General features: G+C 71.7%; 21 protein-coding genes. 15 read left to right on the plus strand and 6 right to left on the minus strand.

The genetic code is table 11. From position 1 onward, the window contains the following. Positions 1–143 precede the first annotated feature (143 nt). The 4 genes from IMZ11_RS24015 (at position 144) to IMZ11_RS24030 (ending at position 4,800) form a co-directional block, all read left to right on the plus strand. Positions 144–1,274 carry a hypothetical protein gene (locus tag IMZ11_RS24015; protein ID WP_228644603.1) on the plus strand — a complete coding sequence of 377 codons (1,131 nt, stop codon included), beginning with the start codon at positions 144–146 and terminating at the stop codon, positions 1,272–1,274. A 34-nt stretch (positions 1,275–1,308) separates the two neighbouring features. Next, positions 1,309–2,259, plus strand: coding sequence for an SIS domain-containing protein (locus IMZ11_RS24020; RefSeq protein WP_228644604.1), 951 nt, complete (start codon positions 1,309–1,311; stop codon positions 2,257–2,259). A 147-nt stretch (positions 2,260–2,406) separates the two neighbouring features. Beyond that, positions 2,407–4,248: a M48 family metallopeptidase gene (locus IMZ11_RS24025; protein WP_228644605.1), complete on the plus strand. Its 1,842-nt coding sequence runs from the start codon at positions 2,407–2,409 to the stop codon at positions 4,246–4,248. 90 nt (positions 4,249–4,338) lie between these two features. Beyond that, positions 4,339–4,800, plus strand: a complete 462-nt coding sequence (locus tag IMZ11_RS24030) for a GNAT family N-acetyltransferase (RefSeq protein WP_228644606.1) — start codon at positions 4,339–4,341, stop codon at positions 4,798–4,800. A gap of 23 nt (positions 4,801–4,823) precedes the next feature. On the opposite strand, the gene IMZ11_RS24035 is transcribed toward IMZ11_RS24030, so the two are convergent. Together IMZ11_RS24035 and IMZ11_RS24040 are read right to left on the minus strand one after the other, a co-directional pair. After that, positions 4,824–5,072: a hypothetical protein gene (locus IMZ11_RS24035; RefSeq protein ID WP_061257694.1), complete on the minus strand. Its 249-nt coding sequence runs from the start codon at positions 5,070–5,072 to the stop codon at positions 4,824–4,826. A 110-nt stretch (positions 5,073–5,182) separates the two neighbouring features. Beyond that, positions 5,183–5,806, minus strand: a complete 624-nt coding sequence (locus IMZ11_RS24040) for an NAD(P)-dependent oxidoreductase (protein ID WP_228644607.1) — start codon at positions 5,804–5,806, stop codon at positions 5,183–5,185. Between the two features lie 101 nt (positions 5,807–5,907). Here IMZ11_RS24040 and IMZ11_RS24045 point away from each other — a divergent pair, with 101 nt between their 5' ends. Then, the gene (locus IMZ11_RS24045) at positions 5,908–6,492 is read left to right on the plus strand and encodes a TetR/AcrR family transcriptional regulator (protein WP_228644608.1); all 585 of its coding nucleotides are present in this window, start codon (positions 5,908–5,910) and stop codon (positions 6,490–6,492) included. 150 nt (positions 6,493–6,642) lie between these two features. On the opposite strand, the gene IMZ11_RS24050 is transcribed toward IMZ11_RS24045, so the two are convergent. After that, the gene (locus tag IMZ11_RS24050) at positions 6,643–7,107 is read right to left on the minus strand and encodes a DUF4188 domain-containing protein (protein WP_228644609.1); all 465 of its coding nucleotides are present in this window, start codon (positions 7,105–7,107) and stop codon (positions 6,643–6,645) included. Positions 7,108–7,190: 83 nt separating this feature from the next. Between IMZ11_RS24050 and IMZ11_RS24055 the strand changes: the two genes are divergently transcribed. Together IMZ11_RS24055 and IMZ11_RS24060 are read left to right on the plus strand one after the other, a co-directional pair. Further along, a complete protein-coding gene (locus IMZ11_RS24055) occupies positions 7,191–7,865 on the plus strand; it encodes a MerR family transcriptional regulator (RefSeq protein ID WP_228644610.1) in 675 nt (224 codons plus the stop codon). A 120-nt stretch (positions 7,866–7,985) separates the two neighbouring features. Then, positions 7,986–9,254, plus strand: coding sequence for a serine hydrolase domain-containing protein (locus IMZ11_RS24060; protein ID WP_228644611.1), 1,269 nt, complete (start codon positions 7,986–7,988; stop codon positions 9,252–9,254). 99 nt (positions 9,255–9,353) lie between these two features. Here the strand turns inward: IMZ11_RS24060 and IMZ11_RS24065 are convergent, their stop codons facing one another. Continuing rightward, the gene (locus IMZ11_RS24065; RefSeq protein ID WP_228644612.1) at positions 9,354–9,902 is read right to left on the minus strand and encodes a MarR family winged helix-turn-helix transcriptional regulator; all 549 of its coding nucleotides are present in this window, start codon (positions 9,900–9,902) and stop codon (positions 9,354–9,356) included. A 76-nt stretch (positions 9,903–9,978) separates the two neighbouring features. Here IMZ11_RS24065 and IMZ11_RS24070 point away from each other — a divergent pair, with 76 nt between their 5' ends. Then, positions 9,979–11,256 carry an amidohydrolase family protein gene (locus tag IMZ11_RS24070; RefSeq protein WP_228644613.1) on the plus strand — a complete coding sequence of 426 codons (1,278 nt, stop codon included), beginning with the start codon at positions 9,979–9,981 and terminating at the stop codon, positions 11,254–11,256. A 71-nt stretch (positions 11,257–11,327) separates the two neighbouring features. On the opposite strand, the gene IMZ11_RS24075 is transcribed toward IMZ11_RS24070, so the two are convergent. Next, a complete protein-coding gene (locus IMZ11_RS24075; protein WP_228644614.1) occupies positions 11,328–12,029 on the minus strand; it encodes a GntR family transcriptional regulator in 702 nt (233 codons plus the stop codon). Between the two features lie 254 nt (positions 12,030–12,283). On the opposite strand from IMZ11_RS24075, the gene IMZ11_RS24080 reads away from it, so the two are divergent. The 6 genes from IMZ11_RS24080 (at position 12,284) to IMZ11_RS24105 (ending at position 18,654) form a co-directional block, all read left to right on the plus strand. After that, the gene (locus tag IMZ11_RS24080) at positions 12,284–13,066 is read left to right on the plus strand and encodes a LamB/YcsF family protein (protein WP_228644615.1); all 783 of its coding nucleotides are present in this window, start codon (positions 12,284–12,286) and stop codon (positions 13,064–13,066) included. Between the two features lie 12 nt (positions 13,067–13,078). Continuing rightward, positions 13,079–13,687, plus strand: a complete 609-nt coding sequence (locus IMZ11_RS24085; protein WP_228644616.1) for an allophanate hydrolase subunit 1 — start codon at positions 13,079–13,081, stop codon at positions 13,685–13,687. Further along, positions 13,684–14,565, plus strand: coding sequence for a biotin-dependent carboxyltransferase family protein (locus IMZ11_RS24090; RefSeq protein WP_228644617.1), 882 nt, complete (start codon positions 13,684–13,686; stop codon positions 14,563–14,565). The genes IMZ11_RS24085 and IMZ11_RS24090 overlap by 4 nt, the downstream gene beginning before the upstream one ends. A gap of 51 nt (positions 14,566–14,616) precedes the next feature. Then, the gene (locus tag IMZ11_RS24095; RefSeq protein WP_228644651.1) at positions 14,617–15,417 is read left to right on the plus strand and encodes a putative hydro-lyase; all 801 of its coding nucleotides are present in this window, start codon (positions 14,617–14,619) and stop codon (positions 15,415–15,417) included. Positions 15,418–15,517: 100 nt separating this feature from the next. Then, positions 15,518–17,776, plus strand: coding sequence for a serine/threonine-protein kinase (locus tag IMZ11_RS24100; protein WP_228644618.1), 2,259 nt, complete (start codon positions 15,518–15,520; stop codon positions 17,774–17,776). Positions 17,777–17,904: 128 nt separating this feature from the next. Beyond that, entirely contained in the window at positions 17,905–18,654 is a 750-nt protein-coding gene (locus IMZ11_RS24105) for a glucose 1-dehydrogenase (RefSeq protein WP_228644619.1), read from the plus strand. Between the two features lie 30 nt (positions 18,655–18,684). Here IMZ11_RS24105 and IMZ11_RS24110 read toward each other — a convergent pair whose 3' ends face one another. Next, positions 18,685–19,314, minus strand: coding sequence for a PaaI family thioesterase (locus IMZ11_RS24110; RefSeq protein WP_228644620.1), 630 nt, complete (start codon positions 19,312–19,314; stop codon positions 18,685–18,687). 180 nt (positions 19,315–19,494) lie between these two features. Here IMZ11_RS24110 and IMZ11_RS24115 point away from each other — a divergent pair, with 180 nt between their 5' ends. Further along, positions 19,495–20,145 (plus strand): CHAP domain-containing protein, encoded by a 651-nt coding sequence (locus IMZ11_RS24115; protein ID WP_228644621.1) that lies wholly within the window; start codon positions 19,495–19,497, stop codon positions 20,143–20,145. The last annotated feature ends 42 nt before the right edge of the window (positions 20,146–20,187 follow it).

Here is a 20,187-nt window from a genome sequence, read left to right on the forward strand (position 1 = left end):
GCAGGATAAGTCAACTTAGACAAGACTTTCTTCTGCATTGTGACCATTGGCGATACAAGCCTTATTGAATCGAGATTCAACAGATGCGGGCGGAAACACGGCACTGGCCAACCCTTCACGAGAAACCGGACGGTTCTCTCACGTTGGCCGTCGGAGAGGGCGTCACCGGAGCCGTCGTCCGGGCGCTCGCGGAGGGCGTCACGCCGCCGCGTCCTTTCTCCGTCCGCGCGTTCCGCCCGCTGCCCCCGCCGCCTCCCGGCGAGCGTGCGATCACGGTCGACCAGACCAACCATTCGGTGATCGCGGGCGAGAGTGTGGTCGTCAAATGGTTCCCCCGCCCCTCCCGCGCGCCGCATCCGGCGCCTGACCTGCTGGCGCACCTGTCCGGCTTCTCCCGCACGGCCACGCCGTACGCCGCCGTCTACTGGGAGGACGCGCTGGTCGCGCTGATCACCGCGTATCTGCCCGAGGCCAGGGACGGCTGGGAGTGGTGCGTGGACGAGGCCGAGGCCGGCCGGACCGCCTTCGCCGCCGAGCTGGGCGGTCTCGCCGCCGAACTGCACCTCGCCATGGCGACTCCGTCCCCCGTCTTCCCCGATCCGGTACGGCTCGCGCACGCCGTACCGGAACAGGACCCGGAACAGGACCCGACGGGCGGCTCGACGGGCGGCGCGGCGAGTGGCGCGGGGGCATGGGCGGCGCGGGCCGAGGAGGCGCTGCGCGACGCGCTCGCGCTCACCGACGGCGAGGACGGGGCGTGGCTGGCCTCGCGGGCCGAGGCGCTGCGGCACGAACTCGCCCCTCTGGCGACGGCGGGCGCGACCCCGCTGATCCGCATCCACGGAGACCTGCACGTCGGCCAGATCCTTCGATGGCGCGACGGCTACGCGGTGGTCGACTTCGACGGGAACCCGACGGTGTCGGGCTCGGCACCGGGCGGCGGCGCCTTCCAGCCGGCGGCCCGCGACCTCGCCCAGCTCACCACGAGCGTCGATCACGTCGGCCAGGTGGCGATCCTCCGCAGGAACGCCGATCCCGACCGGATCGCGGAGTGGGTCGCGGCGTCACGGGCCGCGATCGAAGGCGCGTACGCCGCCGGTCTCGCGGACGCGGGGCGCGCTGACCTGCTCGACCGGTCGTTGATCAGGCCGTTCGAGATCGAGCAGGAGTGCCGGGAACTGATCTACGCCGCCCGGCACCTGCCGCGCTGGCGCTACGCCCCCATGGGCGTACTCCGGACCTGGTTCGGCGCCGGGCCCGCCTTTACGAAGTAAGAAACACGCAGCACACAGATAGAAGAGGTGGATTGTGGACGCGGGGCTGTTCGAGGCCGACCTGCTGGCCAAGCCGGAGGCGCTGGGCGCGCTGGCGGAGGCGCTGGAGGCCGGTGACCCGTTCGAGGGCCTGCCCGAGCGGATCGACCGGGTGGTCTTCCTCGGTATGGGCAGCTCCCGGTACGCCGCGGGGGTCGCCGCATCGCGGCTGCGCGCGGCCGGAGTCGACGCCGTGGCCGAGTACGCCTCCGCCGCGCACACCGTTCCCGGGCCGGGGACGCTGGTGGTGGCGATCTCCGCGACCGGCGGCAGCAGGGAGACGCTCGACGCGCTCGCCCGCTACACCGAGACGTCGAACGTGGTGGCCATGACCAACAAGCCGGGCTCCGCGGTGACCGAGGGCGCCGGTCTGGTCGTGCCCATGCTCGCGGGTGAGGAGCGTGGCGGCGTCGCGTGCCGTACGTTCCAGCACACCCTCGCCCTGCTGCTCACTCTGAACTCCCGGCTCACGGGCGGCGGCGACGTTCCCGCGCTCGTCCGCCGTACGGCGGAGGCCACCGCGGACCTGCTCGACCGGCGGGGCGAGTGGCTGAAGGGGGTCTCGGACCTGCTCGACGGGCCGCACGGCGTCTACACCGTCGCCCCCGCCGAGCGGCTCTCGTCGGCGGAGCAGTCGGCGCTGATGTTCCGCGAAGGGCCGCGCCGCCAGGCGGACGCCTGCGAGACCGGCGACTGGGCGCACGTCGACGTCTATCTCACCAAGACCTACGACTACCGGGCGCTGGTGTTCCCCGGCTCGCGGTACGACGAGCAGGCCATGGAGTGGATCCGCCAGCGCAGCTCGACCGTCCTCACGGTGGGCGGCGAGCTGGACGGCCAGGCCGGGTCGCTGCGCTACCGGCACGACGACGACCCCGACATCGCCCTGCTCACCGAGACCCTGGTCGCCGAACTCGTCGCCGCCTCCTGGTGGGCCCGGGTCTAGACACCACGGACTCACCGATCATCCCTGAGGTGATCGAACGCCTCCGGCGTCGATGACCGGTTTGCGCGTTCTTCCCGAGAAGACCGGAAAAGGCATGGTGCTGCATGGTACATAAGTGATCCAATTCCCCGACCGGGAGTGAACACCGTGGTCAACACGATGCGCGCCGGGCTCTCCCTCGCCATGCTCGCCGGCTTCTTCGCGGTGGCGGCCGCCCAACTGGCGGCCGCCGTCGCGCTCGCCTTCTGGCTGTCCACGGTCATCGCCGGCGCCATCGCGGTGAAGCTGGTCTGGTCGTGCTTCGCCGGTGCCGTCCTGGCCGTCGGCCGGGGAACGTGGAAGGCGATCCGCTCGCGCCCCGAGGCGCCCGCCGGTCTCCTGCTCACTCCGGGAAACGCGCCCGTCCTGTGGACGACCGTACGCGAGCTGGCGGCCGAGGCGGGCACCCGGGCGCCGGACGAGATCTGGCTGATCCCCGAGGTCAACGCGGCCGTGCAGGAGGAGTCGCGGCTGCTCGGCCTGGTCGGCGGACGGCGCCGCCTCTGCCTCGGCCTGCCGCTGCTGCACACGATGACGGTCGCTCAGGTGCGCGCCGTGCTCGCGCACGAGCTCGGCCACTACTCCGGGAAGCACACGCGGCTGTCCGCGCCGGCCTACCGGGGACGGCTCGTGATCGCGCACACGCTGCGCCAGATCGGTCCGTACAACCCGGCCGGATGGATCTTCAAGGGGTACGCCCGACTCTACCTGCTGGCCGACAACGCGGTGTCCCGGCGGCAGGAGTTCGAGGCGGACCGGGTCTCCGCCGGCGTCGCGGGGGTGGACGCCGCCGCGAGCGCGCTACACGAGATCCGCGTCCTGGACGCGGCGTGGAGTTTCTTCCTGGACCGGTACGTCGAGCTCGGCTGGGAGTCGGGCTTCGCACCCGACGACCTGTTCGCCGGGTTCGGCGCGCTCGTCGCCGCCCGCAGGGGTGAGCTGGACGAACTGCGCGGGAGCACGCCCGAGGAGAGCGGCTCACTATGGGACACGCACCCCCCGCTGAACGAGCGGATCTCCGCCATCCGCGCCCTGCCCCGCACGTCGACAAGGCCCGACGAACGGCCCGCCGCCGTACTGGTCCCCGATCTGACCGAGGCCGGGCGGGCGCTGCAGGGAGAGGTGGTCGCGACCGGCGAGCGCACCGTGCTCCCGTGGCCGCAGTTCACCGCGGCGACGCTCGGCGCCATGGTCCAGCGCGAGGCCGACGCGGTCTTCCGCACCGTCGCGCGGACCACCGGCCGTCCCGAGGTCGGGCTGGCCGACGTACTCGACCTGATCGCCTCGGACCGGCTCACCGAGATCGCCCAGCCGTTCTTCCCCACGGCCACGCGACGGGAGGTCGGCACGCTGTTCGCCGAGCCGCTGGAGACCGTGTTGCGGCTGGCCGCGCTCCGGTCCGGCGTCGCGGGATGGCGCCACTCGTGGAGCGGATCCGCCGAGTTCGTCGGCATGGACGGGACCCCGGTCGCCCTGGAGGAGATCGCCAGGACCGCCGTCTCCCCCGGCGGCCTCGACAAGGTCTGGGCGGAGCTGGACCGGCTCGGCATCGACGCCCAGCGGGCCGCGCCGGCCGAGCGGGCGCCGACCACGTTCGGATCGCAGGTCCTCGGCGGCCTGGCCAACGTCAAGGTGGAGGGCACGGAGTACGACCTGGTCGTGCTGAGCACGGGACTCGTCCTCGTCGCGGGTCCCGGCACGTCGGACCAGGGCAGGCAGAGGATGCGGGAGCTCGTCGGATCGACACCGGCGGCGAAGCTCGCCGAGTGGTACCGCTTCGTGCCCTACGAGGAGATCACCTCGGCGAGGGTGAGCAAGGAGATCCCGCTGCGGGCCGAGCTGACGCTCCACGGCGGCGCGATCGTGCCGCTGGAGGAGAAATGGACCAGCGAGGAACTCGACAAGGGCAGCCGCGACCGGCTCGTCCGCGTACTCGGCGAGATCGGTTGACGGCTGGCGTTCCCGGGTGAATGTTCCGGAGCGTGGTCTCATCGGAAATCCGGATGCGCCGGACCTCGTTCGCCTGAGAAGGTTCCGTGCGTGACCCTCGACGACGTCGTCCTCCGCCGGGCGACCGCCTCCGACGCGTTCGCGGCGGCCGACGTGTGGCTGCGCTCGTACACCGCGGCCCTGCCGACGGTGCGCCGGGCGCACACCGACGACGAGGTCCGGGCCCATTTCCGCGATGTGGTCGTGCCCGCGCGCGAGACCTGGGTCGCGGAGCTCGACGGCTCCCTGATCGGGGTGATGGTGCTCGCCGACAGCCTGCTCAGCCAGCTCTATCTCGACCCGGGCTGGCGCGGCCGGGGCCTCGGCGACCGGTTCGTCGCGCTGGCGAAGGAACGCGGCCCGGACGGGCTGGAGTTGTGGACGTTCCAGGTCAACGGCCCGGCACGGCGGTTCTACGAGCGCCACGGCTTCGTCGCGGTCGCGTACACCGACGGGCATGACAACGAGGAGAACGAGCCGGACATCCGCTATGTGTGGCGGCCCGATAGCTGAGCCGCGGGCTCACCCGGCGACGTTCAGCGGTGCCAGCCGAGCCGGGAGGCGGCGTCGTCGGGGACGTACCCATCCGATCCGCCCTCACCGATCCACAGGATGTCGTCGTACTCGGCGACCGGGCCGAGGGCATAGCTCATCGGCAGCCGGGGCTGGACCGCGAACCGGATCTCCAGCTCGGGGTCGAACCGTTCCAGGGCCTCGATGAGATCGGCCACGGTCTCGATGCCGGTCCCGCTGCGTCGGCTCCTGCCACGCCTGTGCCTGCCCATGGGTGCTTCTCCGTGCTTCGGATGACCGGGGGTACGCCGAACTTCTACGGAGCGTAACTCAGCGACATCTGAACGCAACAGATCCTTGACTTGTGGATCACCCTTGACGCTCAGTAGGCGACGCCCATGACCTTCCGATAGGTCTCGGGCGCGGCGATGACCCGCAGGACGTACCCGGCCAGGTCCTCACGTGAGATGGACACGCCTCCCCGGACCGAGTCCTCCACCGCCGTCCGGTACGTCCCGGTCGCCGGGGCGTCGGTCAGCCGTGGCGGCTGGACGACCGTCCAGTCGAGGTCGCGGCCGCGCAATTCCCGCTCGAACAGCCGGGCGTCGCGGTGGCCGTGCCGGAGAAACGTGTTGTGCAGCACCAGCTTGAGCAGCCGCTGCCGCACCGTGTCCGCGGGCTGGTTGCCGAGCGCGTTGGTCACCGCCACCAGACGCCGGACACCCTGCCGCGCCATGGCCTGAGCGACGTTCCCGCCCCCGAGCGAGTAGACCCGGGTGGGGCCGCCCCCGCTGGGTCCGGCCAGGAACACCACCGCGTCCGCCGCGCCGACGGTGAGGGTCTCCGGCTCCAGGACGTCTCCCTGGCGTACGGTCAGCCGCGGGTGGCGCTCGGTGACCGCCTCGGGCCGCCGTGCCACCACCTCGACGTCGTGACCCTCCGCGAGCGCGAGCCGTACCAGGTGGGCGCCCGTGCCGCGGGTCCCCCCGAAGACCGTGATCTTCATGTCCATCACCTCATGGCGGGTTCGATGGTGAGTGTGCACTCACTTACCATTATGGTGGCAGCGCGTTCCACACTGTCAAAGAGAGAGGCCCGGGCCCCCACGTGGTTCCCACCCGCGACCGCATCGTCGGCGCCGCAGAACACGTCATCCAGGAGCTCGGCCTGGTCAGAGCCACCACCAAGGAGATCGCGCGCGCGGCCGGCTGCTCCGAGGCGTTGCTCTACAAGCACTTCAGGACCAAGGAGGAGATCTTCCTGGCGGTCCTCCTGGAACGCATGCCCGCGCTCCGGCCCGCGACACTGCGCCTCGGCGCCCGGGTGGGCCAGGGAACGATCGCGGGCAACCTGGAGGAGCTGGCCGGGTCGGCGATCGAGTTCTTCCGCAGGACGATCTCCCTGGCCGGCGGCATGCTCGGCGATCCGTCCCTGCTGAACGGCTTCCGCCAGATGCTCGCGGCGTCCGGCGGCGGCCCGCACGTGCCCGTGACCCTGCTGGCGTCCTATATCCGCGAGGAGCAGCGGATCGGCCGGGTGAGCCAGGACGCGGACCCCGACGCGGCGGCGGCCCTCCTGTTCGGGGCCTGCTTCCACCGGGCGTTCCTCTCGAACCTCGTCGAGCTCGGACCCGACGACATCCTCGTCCACGAGCTGGTGCGGACGCTGCTCACCGGCCTGACGCCCCGTTGACATCGCCCCTCACCCGAAGGCGGGCGCACCGTTCCGTTGAAGGGGCCCCCGCCTGAAGGCGGGCGCACCGTTCCGTTGAAGGGGCCCCCGCCAGAAGGCGGGCGCACCGGCCCTCCCCTCCGCCGGTGAGAGCACGCCGGGATCCGCGGTTCACCGGTCCCGGCGAGCGGCCGCGAGCCGCTCCGCCGACCGGTCACCGACCTTCGTCGTCGGGACGAGCTCCCCCGCCCTGCCGAGGCCGAACTCCGGCATGTTCACATAGACCGTCTCGTATCCGCTGACCGTGTAGGTCTCGTGCCAGACCCCCACGGCCTCGCTCGCGTACGCCTCCCGGAAGAAACGCTTCCAGGCCGGCCAGTGGCTCGCCTCACGATCCTTCGCGTACGCCATCAGGTGATCGGTGCTGCGCCAGTACTGCACCATGATCGTGGTCCGCCCGTTGAAGAAGCTCTCGAAGTGCAGCAGGCCCAGAGCGGGGTCCGCCCGTAACTCCTTGACCATGGGCCCCATGGCCCGGGCCACCGGCAGCCACTTGCGCAGCGACCGGAACCTGTTGATCCGCATACCGATCAGGAAGACGACGAAGTCGCCCTCCATCCGCGCGCTCATGCGCATGACGTCCTCCTTGGATAGCCGCACTACCTAACAATTGGATAGTAAAACTATCGAGCACAATTGGCAAGCGCTACTATCCAGTCATGCGAATCTCCCAGCTCAGCGCCGAATCCGGGGTCCCGATCCCGACGATCAAGTACTACCTGCGCGAGGGGCTGCTCCCCCAGGGCGACCAGACGGCGGCCACCCGGGCGGAATACGACCAGTCCCACCTGCGCCGGCTGCGGCTGATCCGAGCGCTGCTGGAGGTCGGACGGCTGCCCGTCGCGACGATCCGCAAGGTGATCGACGCCGTGGAGGACGAACGGCTGAGCGTCCACGACATGCTCGGCGCCGCCCATTACGCGCTCTCCACACCGGTCGAGCCGCACCCCGAGGAGGAGGACTGGCGCGGGGCCAGGGAACTGGTCGACGAGATGGTCGCGGACCTGGGCTGGGGCGTCCATCCTCTGGCGCCGGCCCGGGACGAGCTCACGCAGACCGTCGTCACGCTCAAGCGCCTCGGCATGCCGACCTCGCGGGAGGACCTGCTCCCCTACGCGACGGCCGCGCTCGAACTCGTGCGGGAGCAGGACATCACCAAGATTCCCTTCGACGGCCCCCGGGACGTCGCCGTGGAGACGTTGGTGATCTGCGAGGTCCTGTACGGCAAGGCGTTCGACGTGTTGCGCCGCCTGGCCCAGGAGTCGGAGTCCGCCAGGATCCTCGACGCCGCCCCCTGCCCGGAGGGAGGATCTCAGCCCCCCGCGCCCGAATAGGTCACGTCACCGGTTTCGGCAGCGGAACGGGCGGTCCCTCGGCCCACCCGGGCCTATGGTCCGACGAGGTCCCGCTTGTTAGTGTCGGCTGCCAGACAACGCTCTTCGACAGGGACGGCCATGACAGTTGGCGATCACCCCGCGACCACGTCCGGCCACTGCGACCCCCGCTTCTCCCGGGTACGTGAGGTCTTCGACCGGCATTTCGCGGACGGTCTGGAACTGGGCGCCGCGTTCGCGGTCTTCCTGGACGGCGAGCCCGTCGTCGATCTCTGGGGTGGCGTGGCCGACCGGCACACGGGGCGCCCCTGGGAGTCCGGTACGCCGGTCCTCGCCTACTCGTGCACCAAGGCCGTCGCCGCCACCGCGCTGCTGCTGCTCGTTGAGCGCGGCCTGGTCGACGTCCACTCCCCGGTGAGCGCGTACTGGCCGGAGTTCGCGGGCAACGGCAAGGCCCACATCACCGTCGAGCACGTGCTCACCCACCAGGCCGGGCTACCGGTGATCGAGGAGCCGGTCCCGGTGGAGGAGTTCGAGGACCTGCCCGCGATCGCGGACCGGCTCGCCGCGCAGGCGCCGCTCTGGGAGCCCGGCACGGCGCACGGCTACCACGCCGTGACGTACGGCTTCCTCGTCGACGAGATCGTCCGCAGGGTGACCGGCGTGTCCACGGGCGAGCTGGTCGCGGCGGAGATCGCCGGACCACGCGGGCTCGACCTCTGGCTCGGCGCCCCGCCCGACGTGGCGGATCGCGCCGCCCGGCTCTCCGCGGGAGAGCGCAAGGCGCCGACGGGAGAGCGCACGACATCCGCGGGTGGACCCACGGGGGCGGCGGGGGAACACGCGGCGCCCGGGGGCGGCGCCGGTGTCACGGAGGTCGCCGCACCGGACGACCCGCTGGCCGCGATGGCCGCAGCATCGCTGGACAGGAACAGCCTGATGAACCGGGCGCTCGGCAACCCGCCCATCCACAAGCTGCCCGGCGGCGGCAACCATCCGGTGATCCTGCGCGCCGGCTGGCCCGCTCTCGGCATGGTCACGACCGCGCGGGCGCTGGCCGGTTTCTACCGCGCTCTGGTCGCCGGTGAGATCCTCGCACCCTCCGTCCTTGAGGACGCGGTGCGCCCACGCGTCAGCGGACCTGACCGGGTCCTGTACGTGGACAGCGCCTTCGGCCTCGGCTACATGCGTCCGGCGCTGACCTTCCTCACGCCCGCGCGCGGGGCGGAGTCGGCGTTCGGCCACACCGGAATGGGCGGCTCCCTCGGCCTCGGGGACGCCGCGCACGGCATCGCCATGGCGTACACGATGAACCGCATGGCCCAGGGGGTGACCGGCAGTCTCCGTGCCTACCATCTCGCGGAAGCCGTCTACGACTCCCTCGCGTAGAGCGCGGGCACACCACCGCGCGGCGGGCCGGCCGGAACGCGCCTGGTCGAATCATCGGCCCGCTCCGCCCGGTCCGGGGCTGAGCGGGGCCACGACCGATCAGGCCGGCCGAGTCCTACGGCCCGGCACGTCCTCCGGCCGGTCGCCGAGCGCGAGCAGGACGTCGCGCAGCACGTCCGCGAGAGCGCGCGCGGTCGCCTCGGGAACGTCCGCGAACAGGTGGCGGTGCGCCTCCGTGGTGGCGAGGGACAGTTCCTCGGCCTTCTCCACACCCTGCGGAGTGAGCCGGACCCATGAGCTGCGGCCGTCGGAGGGATCGGGTTCGCGCTCGACCAGGCCCGCGGCCAGCAGCCGCTGGAGGATGTTGCTGGTCCCGCCCGTCGTGAGCATCAGCCGCGCGGCGAGGGTGCCGGGCTTGACCCGGTACGGACGTCCAGAACGGCGCAGCGTCGCCAGGACGTCGAACTCCGCATAGGTCAGTCCGTAACCGGCGAGCACGGACTGCGTGACCGTCTCGATCCGCGCCTTGAGCCGCCCGACCCGCTTGACGATCTCCAACTGCGTCGTGGCCGCCTCCGGCAGCTCGGCCCGCCACGCCTCGATCATCTCGTCGACGCGATCCCGGCCGGTCACCCGCCCCTCATTCATGCGCTTGAGGATATCCGCGCTCCCTGATAGCTTTCTAACAAGCTTTTCAAAAAGCTTTCTCGATAAGGAGTATCGCGTGGACCTGCTCATCAGGAACGGCATCGTGATCGACACGGAGCCGGACGTGCACGTCCGGCGGGGAACCGACATCCTCATCACCGACGGAGTGATCGGCGCGATCGGCCCGGACCTGCCCGCCGCCGGCGCGGAGGTGATCGACGCGACGGGCCGGATCGTGCTTCCCGGTTTCGTCGACACGCACCGCCACGTCTGGCAGAGCGTGCTGAGGTCCGTCTCCGCCGACGCCACTCTCGGTGACTACCTGGCGCTCGTCCTCGGCCGGCTCGCCCCCGCGTTCCGGCCCGAGGACGTCTACGCCGCCAACCTCTGGGGCGCCGTCGAGGCGCTCAACGCCGGGATCACGACCGTGTACGACTGGTCCCACATCCAGCTCACCCCCGGGCACACCGACGCCGCGGTCGAGGCCCTCCGCGACTCCGGCGCCCGCGTCGTCTTCGCGTACGCGCATCTGGGCGCGGACGACGCGTCGAGGAACGAGGCGGAGGTCCGGCGGGTCGTCGCCCGGCACTTCCCCTCGGGGGACTCCGGCCTCGTCACCCCCGCCTTCGCGGCGTGGGGGCCGGTGTACGGCTCCGTCGAGGCGGCCGAGGCCGACTGGCGGCTGGCCCGCGAGCTCGGGCTCCGCATCAGCCTGCACGCGACCGGCGAGGAGCCGGTGGAGCGACTGCACGCCGCCGGGCTGCTCGGCCCCGACGTCATGTTCGTGCACGCCAACGGCTTCCCCGACCGCGCGATGAAGATGGTGGCCGACAGCGGCGGCACCGCGTCCGTCGCACCCGCCGTGGAGTCGCAGATGGGCCACGGCTCCCCTGAGACGGGACGGTTGCGCGGGTTCGGCATCCCGACGGGGCTCGGCGTGGACACGGTGGCCGCGGTGCCCGGAGACATGTTCGCCGTCATGCGCGCCGCGCTCGCCTCCGCCAGGCTCCGGCACTTCGGGGAGGGGATCGGCGCGCTGCCGACCGCGGCCGACATCCTGCGCATGGCCACCATCGAGGGGGCCACCGCACTCGGCATGGCCGACCGGATCGGATCGCTTCGCCCGGGCAAGCGCGCGGACGTCGTCATGCTGGACACGGGCCTGCCCAACCTCGCGCCGCCGCACGACCCGGTCGGGGCGGTCGTGACGGCCGCCGATGTGAGCGACGTCGACACGGTGATCGTCGGCGGCGAGGTGGTCAAGCGGGCCGGCCGCCTGGTCGGCGTGGACCTGCCGCGCGCCCTCGACCTGGCCAGGCGTTCCGGCGAGCGGCTGCTCGGCACCGCCGGGTGATCGTATGAGCCTGCGGGCCGGCCCCATCCGGGCGTGGCCCCCCGGCGCGAGGGAACCGCGCGGTCAGCCGGTCAGGCAGGGCGCTCGCCGTACGCCGCGAGGAGCTGGGCCTCGGCGGCGTCGAGGTAAGCCAGCAGCACGCCCGCCGCCCGCTCGTACTCGCCTTCGCCGAGCAGGGCGGCGATGCGCGCGTTGTCGTCGAGGTACGGCTCGTGGAACGGCCGGGGCTCGCCCATCATGTGGAAGGCGAGCCGCAGCTCGGCCAGGACGCGGGCCATGGCCTCGTCCGCGCGGTGACTGCCGAGCAGTGCGGCGACGGCCTGGTGGAAGCGCATGTTCGCGGTGCCGACGGCGACCCAGTCGCCCGCCTCGGCCGCCGCCCGGCCCTCCTCGACCCGGCGGCCCACCTCGCGTACGGCCTCGGCCGGGGCGGTGCCCGCGGCGCGCAGGCCGGCGGTTTCGAGCGGCCGGCGCATCCGGTAGATGTCGGCCACGTCGGCCGCGGTCAACCTGCGGACGAACATGCCGCGATGGAACTCGTGCACGAGCAGGTTCTCGTGGGACAGCAGCCGGAACGCCTCGCGGAGGGTGTTGCGGGAGACGCCGAGCGCCCGCCCGATGATCTCCTCCGACAGCCGCGTCCCCGGGGGGAGCGAGCCCTCGATGACGTTCTCACGCAGGACGGCCGCGACGAGGTCGGCCGTGCTGGCGCGTTCGAGCGCCGGCCTGGCCGCGCTCAGCCGGTCCGCCCAGTCCGCGGTCGCCGTCGTCACCGCCGCCCTTTCTCCTGGAGAACGGGAAAGCCCCCGGAACTCCGGAGTTCCCCCGAGCTTAGGGCGGGGAGTGGTCTCCCCCACAACGCCCGTGCCCCAGAATTTGCAACCCCGGGGATTGCCGGATTGTTCAACAATCCTTAGGTTTCATTCCAGGGCAGTTCACCGGGACCGGCACACACGTGGCGAACGCGCGGACGCGAGGAGACTTCCATGACCGACCAACGGGTGACCGCCGCCCTCTGGAGCCGGCCGTGTCCGGGCTGATCCCCCGCATCGACCTCAACTCCGACCTCGGCGAGGGTTTCGGCCGCTGGCCTCTCGGCGACGACGACGCGTTGTTGTCCATCGTCACCAGCGCCAACGTGGCCTGCGGCTTCCACGCGGGCGATCCCACGATCATGCGGCGGACGTGCGAGACGGCGGTCGAGCGGGGCGTGGCGATCGGCGCCCAGGTCGGCTACCGCGACCTGGCCGGATTCGGGCGGCGGTTCATCGAGATGCCGCCCAGGGAGCTCGCCGACGACGTGCTGTACCAGATCGGCGCCCTGGACGCCTTCGCCCGCGCGGCCGGCGGCCGGGTCGGATACGTCAAGCCGCACGGTGCGCTCTACAACGCGATCGTGCGGCACGAGGAGCAGGCCGGGGCCGTCGTGGCGGCCGTCCTGGCCTACGACCCCGGGCTGCCGGTTCTCGGCCTGCCCGGCTCCGCCTGGTTGCGCCGGGCCGAGCAGGCCGGACTCACGGCCGTCACCGAATGCTTCGCCGACCGCGCGTACACACCGGAGGGGACGCTGGTGCCGCGTGACCGGCCGGGCGCGCTCGTACACGACCCGGACACGGTGGCCGAACGCTGCGTGCGCATGGCTCGCGGTGAGCCGATCGAGGACGTCGACGGCGCCCCTCTGGTCGTACGCGGCGAATCGATCTGCGTGCACGGCGACAGCCCGAACGCGGTGGCGACGGCCCGCGGGGTGCGCGCGGCGCTGGAGGCCGCGGGCGTCGAGCTGGCGCCGTTCACCGCGGCGCGGCCCTGAGGAGGTGACCCGATGCGTGTGCGCCGCTGCGGCGACAGCGCTCTGCTGGCCGAACTGGACGGCCTCGACGAGGTGGTCGCGTTCTACGACGCGCTGGCCGAGCACCCGCCGGACGGCGTCACCGACATCGTCCCCGCGGCGCGCACGCTGCTCGTCCGGTTCGAGCCGCCCGCGACGCCGGAGTCAGTCGAGGCCGCCGTCCGGGCGGTACGGCCGGCCTCCGGCGGGCGCACCGGCGCGCGCGAGGTGCGGATCCCGGTCGTCTACGACGGCGCGGACCTGGCCGACGTCGCCGCGTTGACCGGACTGCCGGAACGCGATGTCGTGGCCGCGCACACCGGGACGCCGTGGACCGTGGCGTTCTGCGGCTTCGCACCCGGCTTCGGGTATCTGACCGGCGGCGACTCCCGGCTGGCCGTACCCCGGAGGGCCGAGTCGCGCGTGCGCGTGCCCGCCGGCTCGGTGGCGCTCGCGGCCGGGTTCAGCGCCGTCTATCCGCGCGAGTCCCCCGGCGGCTGGCAGCTCATCGGTCGTACGGACGCGGTGGTGTGGGACCTGGCCGCCGATCCGCCCGCTCTGCTGCGTCCGGGCACCCGGGTCAGGTTCACGGAGGTGACATGAGCCGGTACGGCATGCTGGAGGTGCTGGCGACCGGGCCGATGACCACGGTGCAGGATCTGGGGCGGCCGGGACGCGGCGATCTGGGCGTCGGGCGTTCGGGCGCGGCCGACCGGGGCGCGCTGCGGCTGGCCAACCGGCTCGTGGGCAATCCCGAGGGGGCGGCCGCCCTCGAGATCACGTTGGGCGGGCTGTGCGTGCGGGCGCGCGGAGACCTGGTGATCGCGCTCGCGGGCGCCGCGTGCCCCGCGACCGTGACCGGCCCCGTCGGTATCCGCCGTCAGATCGGGCACCACTCGGTCGAGCACCTGCCCCGCGGGGCCACGCTCCGGCTCGGGACACCGGCCCGCGGCCTGCGGACCTATCTCGCGGCGAGGGGCGGCGTGGACGTGACGCCGGTGCTGGGGTCCCGCTCCACGGACATCCTCGCCGGCCTGGGGCCCGACCTTCCGGTCCCCGGGACGCTGCTGCCGATCGGAACGCCGCCGGCGGCGTTCCCCGCCGTCGATCTCGCGCCGGTGCCCGAGACCGCCGGGGGTGAGCTGGTCCTGGAGATCCTTCCCGGCCCGCGCGACGACTGGTTCACGCCGGAGGCGCTGCGCGTGCTCCGCACGGAGCCGTACGAGGTGACGGCCGACAGCAACCGGGTCGGCATCCGGCTGCGCGGTCCGGTCCTGGAACGGGCGCGCGACGGGGAGCTGCCCAGCGAGGGCATGGTCCCGGGCGCGCTCCAGGTGCCCCCGTCGGGGCAGCCCACGCTCTTCCTCGCCGACCATCCGCTCACGGGGGGCTATCCGGTGATCGCTGTGGTGCGCACCCGCGACGTCGACCGCGCCGCGCAGGCCCGCCCCGGCCAGCGCGTCCGGTTCCGCACGGCATGAGGCGACGCCATGAGACGACGGCAGGAGACCACCATGGGAAAGGTGACGATCATGCGCGATCCGGCCCTGCTGACCCCTTCCGAAGCGCGCGGGCTCTTCCGGGAGGGGCTCGTGACGCCCACCTCCGGTTGGTCACGCGGCTGGACCCAGGCGAACCTGATCGCCCTGCCCAGGGACCGCGCGTACGACTTCCTGTTGTTCGCGCAGCGCAATCCGAAGGCGTGCCCGGTGCTGGACGTGACGGAGCCGGGCGAGACCAGCGCGTCGATCTTCGCCGGTGACCTGCGCACCGACCTGCCCGCCTACCGGGTGTACGAGAACGGCGAGCCGGTCGCCGAGCCGACCGACGTCCGGGAGCACTGGCGCGACGACCTCGTCTGCTTCCTCGTCGGCTGCAGCTTCACCTTCGAGGCGGCGCTGCTGGAGGCGGGCGTGCCGGTACGCCACATCGAGGCCGGGACGAACGTGCCCATGTACCGCACCAACCGGGAGTGCCGGCCGGCGGGCGCGCTGTCCGGGCCGATGGTGGTGTCGATGCGGCCGGTTCCCGCCGAGCTGGTCGAGACCGCGGCACGGATCACCTCGCACTATCCGGCTGTGCACGGCGGCCCGGTGCACGCGGGCGACCCCGCCGCGCTGGGCATCGCCGACCTCGACCGGCCCAACTTCGGCGATCCCGTGGACGTACGCCCCGGAGAGGTCCCGGTCTTCTGGGCCTGCGGGGTGACGCCCCAGGCGGCGGTGATGCGGTCGAAGCCGCCGTTCGCCATCGGGCACGCCCCCGGCCACATGGCCATCACGGACGCACGGGACAGCGCCTACCTTGTGGGGGTTCCCGGCATCGTTCCGTGAACCACACGGACGACGATCACAGGGGCCTCATGGATTACATCGCCGAGGTGACATTTCTCCACCGGTGACAATCGGCCCTTCCGGTGAGAAGTTCGGAAGGATGAATGCCTGGACGGTTCCGGGATACCGGGAGGTGCGCGAGCTCGGCGCGGGTGGCGCCGGGCGCGTGGTGCTGGCGACCTACGAGGCGACCGGCGCCTTCGTCGCGATCAAGTATCTTCGCCCTGAGCTTCGGCGGGATCCGCGTTTCCTGGAGGGTTTCCGGCGCGAGGCCCGCGTCATGGTCGAGATCAACGACCCCAACATCGTCCGGCTCTACGAATACGTCGAGACCGTGGCCGGGGCGGCCATCGTCATGGAGCTGGTCGACGGCGTGTCGCTCCGGCGGATCCTCACCGAGCACGGGACGACCAGTCCGGAGGCGGCGCTCGTCGTGCTGAAGGGCTCGCTGACCGGCCTGTCGGCGGCCCACTCCTCCGGCATCGTGCACCGGGACTACAAGCCCGAGAACGTCCTGGTCCAGGCGGACGGCACCAGCAAGCTGTCGGATTTCGGCATCGCGGCGCCGAGCGGCGATCCGGGCCTGCCCGCCGGGACGCCGCCGTACATGGCCCCCGAGCAGTGGGAGGGCGGCCCGGCCGGTCCCACGACCGACGTCTACGCGGCGACCTGCGTGTTCTTCGAGTGCCTGACCGGGCGCAGGCCGTACCGCGCGGACCACACCGCGGGGCTGCGGCACCAGCACCAGAACGCGCCCATCCCGGTCGCGGACGTGCCCAGCTCGGTACGCGGGCTGGTGGGGCGGGGCCTGGCCAAGAACCCGACGGACCGGCCGGCCACGGCCCGGGCGTTCATCGGCGACCTGGAGGCCGCCGCGACCTCGGCGTACGGGCCGGACTGGGAGCAGCGCGGGCGGCGGCATCTCGCGGAACTGGCCACGCTGCTCGCGCTGACGTTCCCGCTGGCCCAGCCCACCCAGCCGGTGGAGGCGGGCACGTCGCTGGCGCGGACCGTGTTGTCGGACCGGCTGGCCCACTTCGCCCCCCGGTTCGCGATCGGCGCGGCCGTGCTGTCCGCCGTCATGGTCGCCGCGGTGGTCGCGGCCAACCGGCAGGCTCCGGTCGCGGACGACAGCGCCCTGCCGCCCACCCCGTCCACGCGGTTCACGCCGGAGCCGCCGTTCCCCTCGGACGCGGTGGACACGCCCTCCCCGTCGCCGGCGGCCACGGATCCCGGTACACCGGCACCTGATGCCACTCCCGGGGAGATCCCCGGCGAAACACCCGGCGAGCCGCCCGGCGAATCTCCAGGGGAGACGCCGACTCCGGCCGTGAGCATGACCCCGCGACCGGCGCCGTTGTCGGTCGCGGCCCTCGGCGTCTCCGGGTGGGACGGCCAGTCGGCGACCATCCGGGTACGGACGACGACCGGCGGGGCGGTGACGCTCGGCGTCAGGTTCTCCGAGGGCCCGTCACCGGACGAACTGCGTCCGGTGACGGCGCAGACCATCCCGCTGGAGGGCGCGACCTCCTACTCCCCCGGCGTCCAGCACGCCTTCGCCGCTCCCGCGTGCGGGACGACCGTCTACCGCCGGGTCGAGGCGGCGACCGTGCCGAAGGCCGCCGGCGGCACGGCGGCCGCGACCACGAAGGTGACGGGCGCGCCGTGCCCTCCACCGGCCGTACGGAGCGTCACGATCAAGGAGTGGGACGGCGCCGTGGCGACCGTCGAGGTCGGAACCGGCGGCGCCGGCGGCACCGGCGCGGTGAAGGTGTTCGCCGAGTTCACCCGGGACGGCACGACCGTGGCGCGCGGCACCCGGACCCTCTCGGGCCGGACGTCGTACTCCTTCGACCTCACGACCGACCCGATCACGGTGGAGTGCGGCACGACCGCTGTGCTCGGCGTGAAGGTGCGCACGGAACCCGCCGCCGCGGTCGGCGCGCAGGTGAAGGAGACCCGCGTCCCCGGCCCCGCCTGCGCGCCACCCTCCGCCTCGATCGTGTCCTGGGACGGTACGACACTGAGGCTGGACGTCACGTCCGGTTCCACGAAGCCGGTGACGCTCGTCGCGTCGTTCACGCAACGGCAGCGCCGCCAGGGGGAGACGGTGGCGTCCGAGGAGAACCGGCAGGAGAAGACCCTCGAAGGGAAGAAGGCGTACACCGCGTCGTTCACGGTGCCGTTCAAACCGCCCGGCTGCGGCGTCGAGGACGCCAGGAGCGTGACCGTCACCGTGTCACCCGGCGGCGGCGCCACGAGGTCGGTGACCCTGAACGGTCCCCTTTGCGCCGAACCCGAGGACACCCCGGTCACGGAGGCACCCGGAGACGCCGGCCAGGGCGACCACGTCGGGTGACGCGACACGTGCATTGATCTTGTTCCGTAACCAAGCGTTCGCTAGGTTGAACGAGGGGACGGCGGCCCCGTCCACCGTTCGAGGAGAGCCGCGGCCACGCCGCCGCGGGCGCTACCCGGGAGGAAGCCATGGGCATGCTCGACGGCAAGGTCGCACTGATCACCGGTGGAGCGCGCGGCATGGGCGCGTCGCACGTCCGGCTCTTTCTCGAAGAGGGCGCCCGGGTGGTGTTCGGCGATGTGACCGACGAGGAGGGCAAGGCACTCGCCGACGAGACCGGCGCGGTCTACCTGCACCACGACGTCACGCAGCCGGCCGACTGGGACCGGGCGGTGCGCACCGCCGTCGAGACGTACGGCCGCCTCGACGCGCTGGTGAACAACGCGGGCATCCTGATGTTCCGCCGGATCGCCGACATGACGGTCGAGGAGTACCAGCGGGTGCTCGACGTGAACCTCAAGGGCACGTTCCTCGGAATCAAGTCGGTGATCGAGCCGATGAAGGCCGCCGGAAGCGGCTCGATCGTGAACATCTCCTCCATCGAGGGGTTCATCGGCGCGGCCGGCCTGTCGGCCTACTCCGCCTCGAAGTTCGGCGTCCGGGGTCTCACCAAGGCGGCGGCGCGCGAGCTGGCCCCGTTCAGGATCCGCGTGAACTCCGTGCACCCCGGGGCGATCAACACGTCCATGGTGGCCAACCCCGAACTCATGGCCGAGGTGGACAGCGAGCAGTTCGTCAAGGCGATGGTGATCAAGCGGTTCGCCGAGCCGGTCGAGGTGTCGCACATCGTGACGTTCCTCGCGTCGGACCGGTCGAGCTACTGCACCGGCAGCGAGTTCACGGTCGACGGCGGCCTCCTGACCGGCGCGGGATACTGACGCGTCTCTCAGTCGGATCTCAGTCGGATCTCAGTCGGACGCCGCCTCCACCCACAGTGACGGCGTGATGAACAGGCCGGTCGCCTCGACCAGAGGAGTGCCGTCGGGGAGGCTGATCGTGCCGTCCGCCCAGGTCTTGCGCCCTTCTGCCCGGGTGGTGGCGGCCGTGCCGACGACCGGCCGGCCGTACGGCACCGGCTGACGGTAGCGGATGGTCAGGGTCCCGGTCATGCCGGCCCGGCCCGAGGTGGCGACGGCGTGGCCCAGCAGGTGGTCGAGGATCATCGCGCTCACGCCTCCGTGCACACTGTTGGGCGGCCCCTCGTGTGTCGGGCGGAACTCCAGATCGGCCTGGGAACCTTCGGGCGTGTGCTCGATCACCAGCGGCAGGGCGTGCGGGTTGCACGCGCCGGTCACCGCGTTGCCCAGGTGACGGAAGGCGCCGTCCGGCGCGAAGTCGGGCATGAGCGGCCGCTCACGGCGCGCGTCGTTGAGCCGCTCTGTCAGCGCGACGAGCTGGGCGGTGACGGAGGTCACCTCGTCCTCGTCGGCCTCGGTCAGAACGACCGCGTCCATCAGTTCTCTGACCTGCTGGGCGAGCACGGCCAGCGCCGCGAGCCTGGTCTCCTCGTCGTGTCCGGGGGCGAGATCCATCGTCATGCCCGTGATTCTAGAACCTGTTCCATCTGTCTCGCACTTTGGGGTAGTTTGGCCATGTTTAGGTAAAGAAGCTTGGCTTTATGCATATCTGGCGTTGAACATCCCTTTTACGAAGGCTAGCCTCCCACGTCACGTAAGTCCCCCGACGAACAGAGGCGACCTCTCCGTATGAGCCCCGAGATGACGAAGTTGCTCGAGCTGCTGCGATCGCAGGTCGGTTACAGCGCGAAGAGCAACGGTTACACAAAGTTCGGAAACTGGTACAACAACGTAGAGAAGGACTCCGACTACTCCGATCAGCCCTGGTGTGACATGTTCCTCTCGTGGGGCGCCCGCCAACTGGGCTACGACGAGTGGTTCGGCCAGTTCGCCTGGACCGTCGGCCACGCCAGATGGTTCAAGGAGCACGGTGCCTGGGGTGGCAAGCCCGTTCCCGGCGCCCTGGTGTTCTACGACTGGAGCGGCTCCGGGACGATCGCCGGCATCGACCACGTGGGCATCGTGACCAAGGTCATCGGCAACAAGATCCAGACGATCGAGGGCAACATCGACGGCGGCAGGGTCAGCGTCAAGGTGCGCGACAAGGGTGCCGTGGTCGGCTACGGCTACCCCGAGAAGGTCAAGGAACGGCTGAAGGCCCGCGCTGAGACGATCTCCGCGACGAAGGCGTCGGTACGGGAGCTCACGCCGGCCGCGCCGTACGAGGTGGGCCCGCAGGCGATCATCGCCTCCGTCCTGCTCACCACGCTCGCCCTCACCGTCATGCGGGCCCGCCGCCGCGTGACGGTGCGACTCAAGGACGCCAGGGCATCGTCCTGGTCTGACATGTGACAACTTTTCCGTTCTTGGTGACATCTCATGGACTGTCGGCGA

Origin of the sequence: Microtetraspora sp. AC03309 (assembly GCF_020826795.1) — a bacterium.
GTDB lineage: Bacteria > Actinomycetota > Actinomycetes > Streptosporangiales > Streptosporangiaceae > Microtetraspora > Microtetraspora glauca.

Bases quoted from the DNA above. Each gene is read 5' to 3' on its own strand.
- IMZ11_RS24060 (WP_228644611.1), top strand. From the start codon at position 7,986: ATGACAGTTGGCGATCACCCCGCGACCACGTCCGGCCACTGCGACCCC.
- IMZ11_RS24100 (WP_228644618.1), top strand. From the start codon at position 15,518: ATGAATGCCTGGACGGTTCCGGGATACCGGGAGGTGCGCGAGCTCGGC.
- IMZ11_RS24065 (WP_228644612.1), bottom strand. From the start codon at position 9,902: ATGAATGAGGGGCGGGTGACCGGCCGGGATCGCGTCGACGAGATGATC.
- IMZ11_RS24090 (WP_228644617.1), top strand. From the start codon at position 13,684: ATGAGCCGGTACGGCATGCTGGAGGTGCTGGCGACCGGGCCGATGACC.
- IMZ11_RS24110 (WP_228644620.1), bottom strand. From the start codon at position 19,314: ATGACGATGGATCTCGCCCCCGGACACGACGAGGAGACCAGGCTCGCG.
- IMZ11_RS24095 (WP_228644651.1), top strand. From the start codon at position 14,617: ATGCGCGATCCGGCCCTGCTGACCCCTTCCGAAGCGCGCGGGCTCTTC.
- IMZ11_RS24105 (WP_228644619.1), top strand. From the start codon at position 17,905: ATGGGCATGCTCGACGGCAAGGTCGCACTGATCACCGGTGGAGCGCGC.
- IMZ11_RS24055 (WP_228644610.1), top strand. From the start codon at position 7,191: ATGCGAATCTCCCAGCTCAGCGCCGAATCCGGGGTCCCGATCCCGACG.
- IMZ11_RS24040 (WP_228644607.1), bottom strand. From the start codon at position 5,806: ATGAAGATCACGGTCTTCGGGGGGACCCGCGGCACGGGCGCCCACCTG.
- IMZ11_RS24115 (WP_228644621.1), top strand. From the start codon at position 19,495: ATGACGAAGTTGCTCGAGCTGCTGCGATCGCAGGTCGGTTACAGCGCG.
- IMZ11_RS24035 (WP_061257694.1), bottom strand. From the start codon at position 5,072: ATGGGCAGGCACAGGCGTGGCAGGAGCCGACGCAGCGGGACCGGCATC.
- IMZ11_RS24050 (WP_228644609.1), bottom strand. From the start codon at position 7,107: ATGCGCATGAGCGCGCGGATGGAGGGCGACTTCGTCGTCTTCCTGATC.
- IMZ11_RS24085 (WP_228644616.1), top strand. From the start codon at position 13,079: ATGCGTGTGCGCCGCTGCGGCGACAGCGCTCTGCTGGCCGAACTGGAC.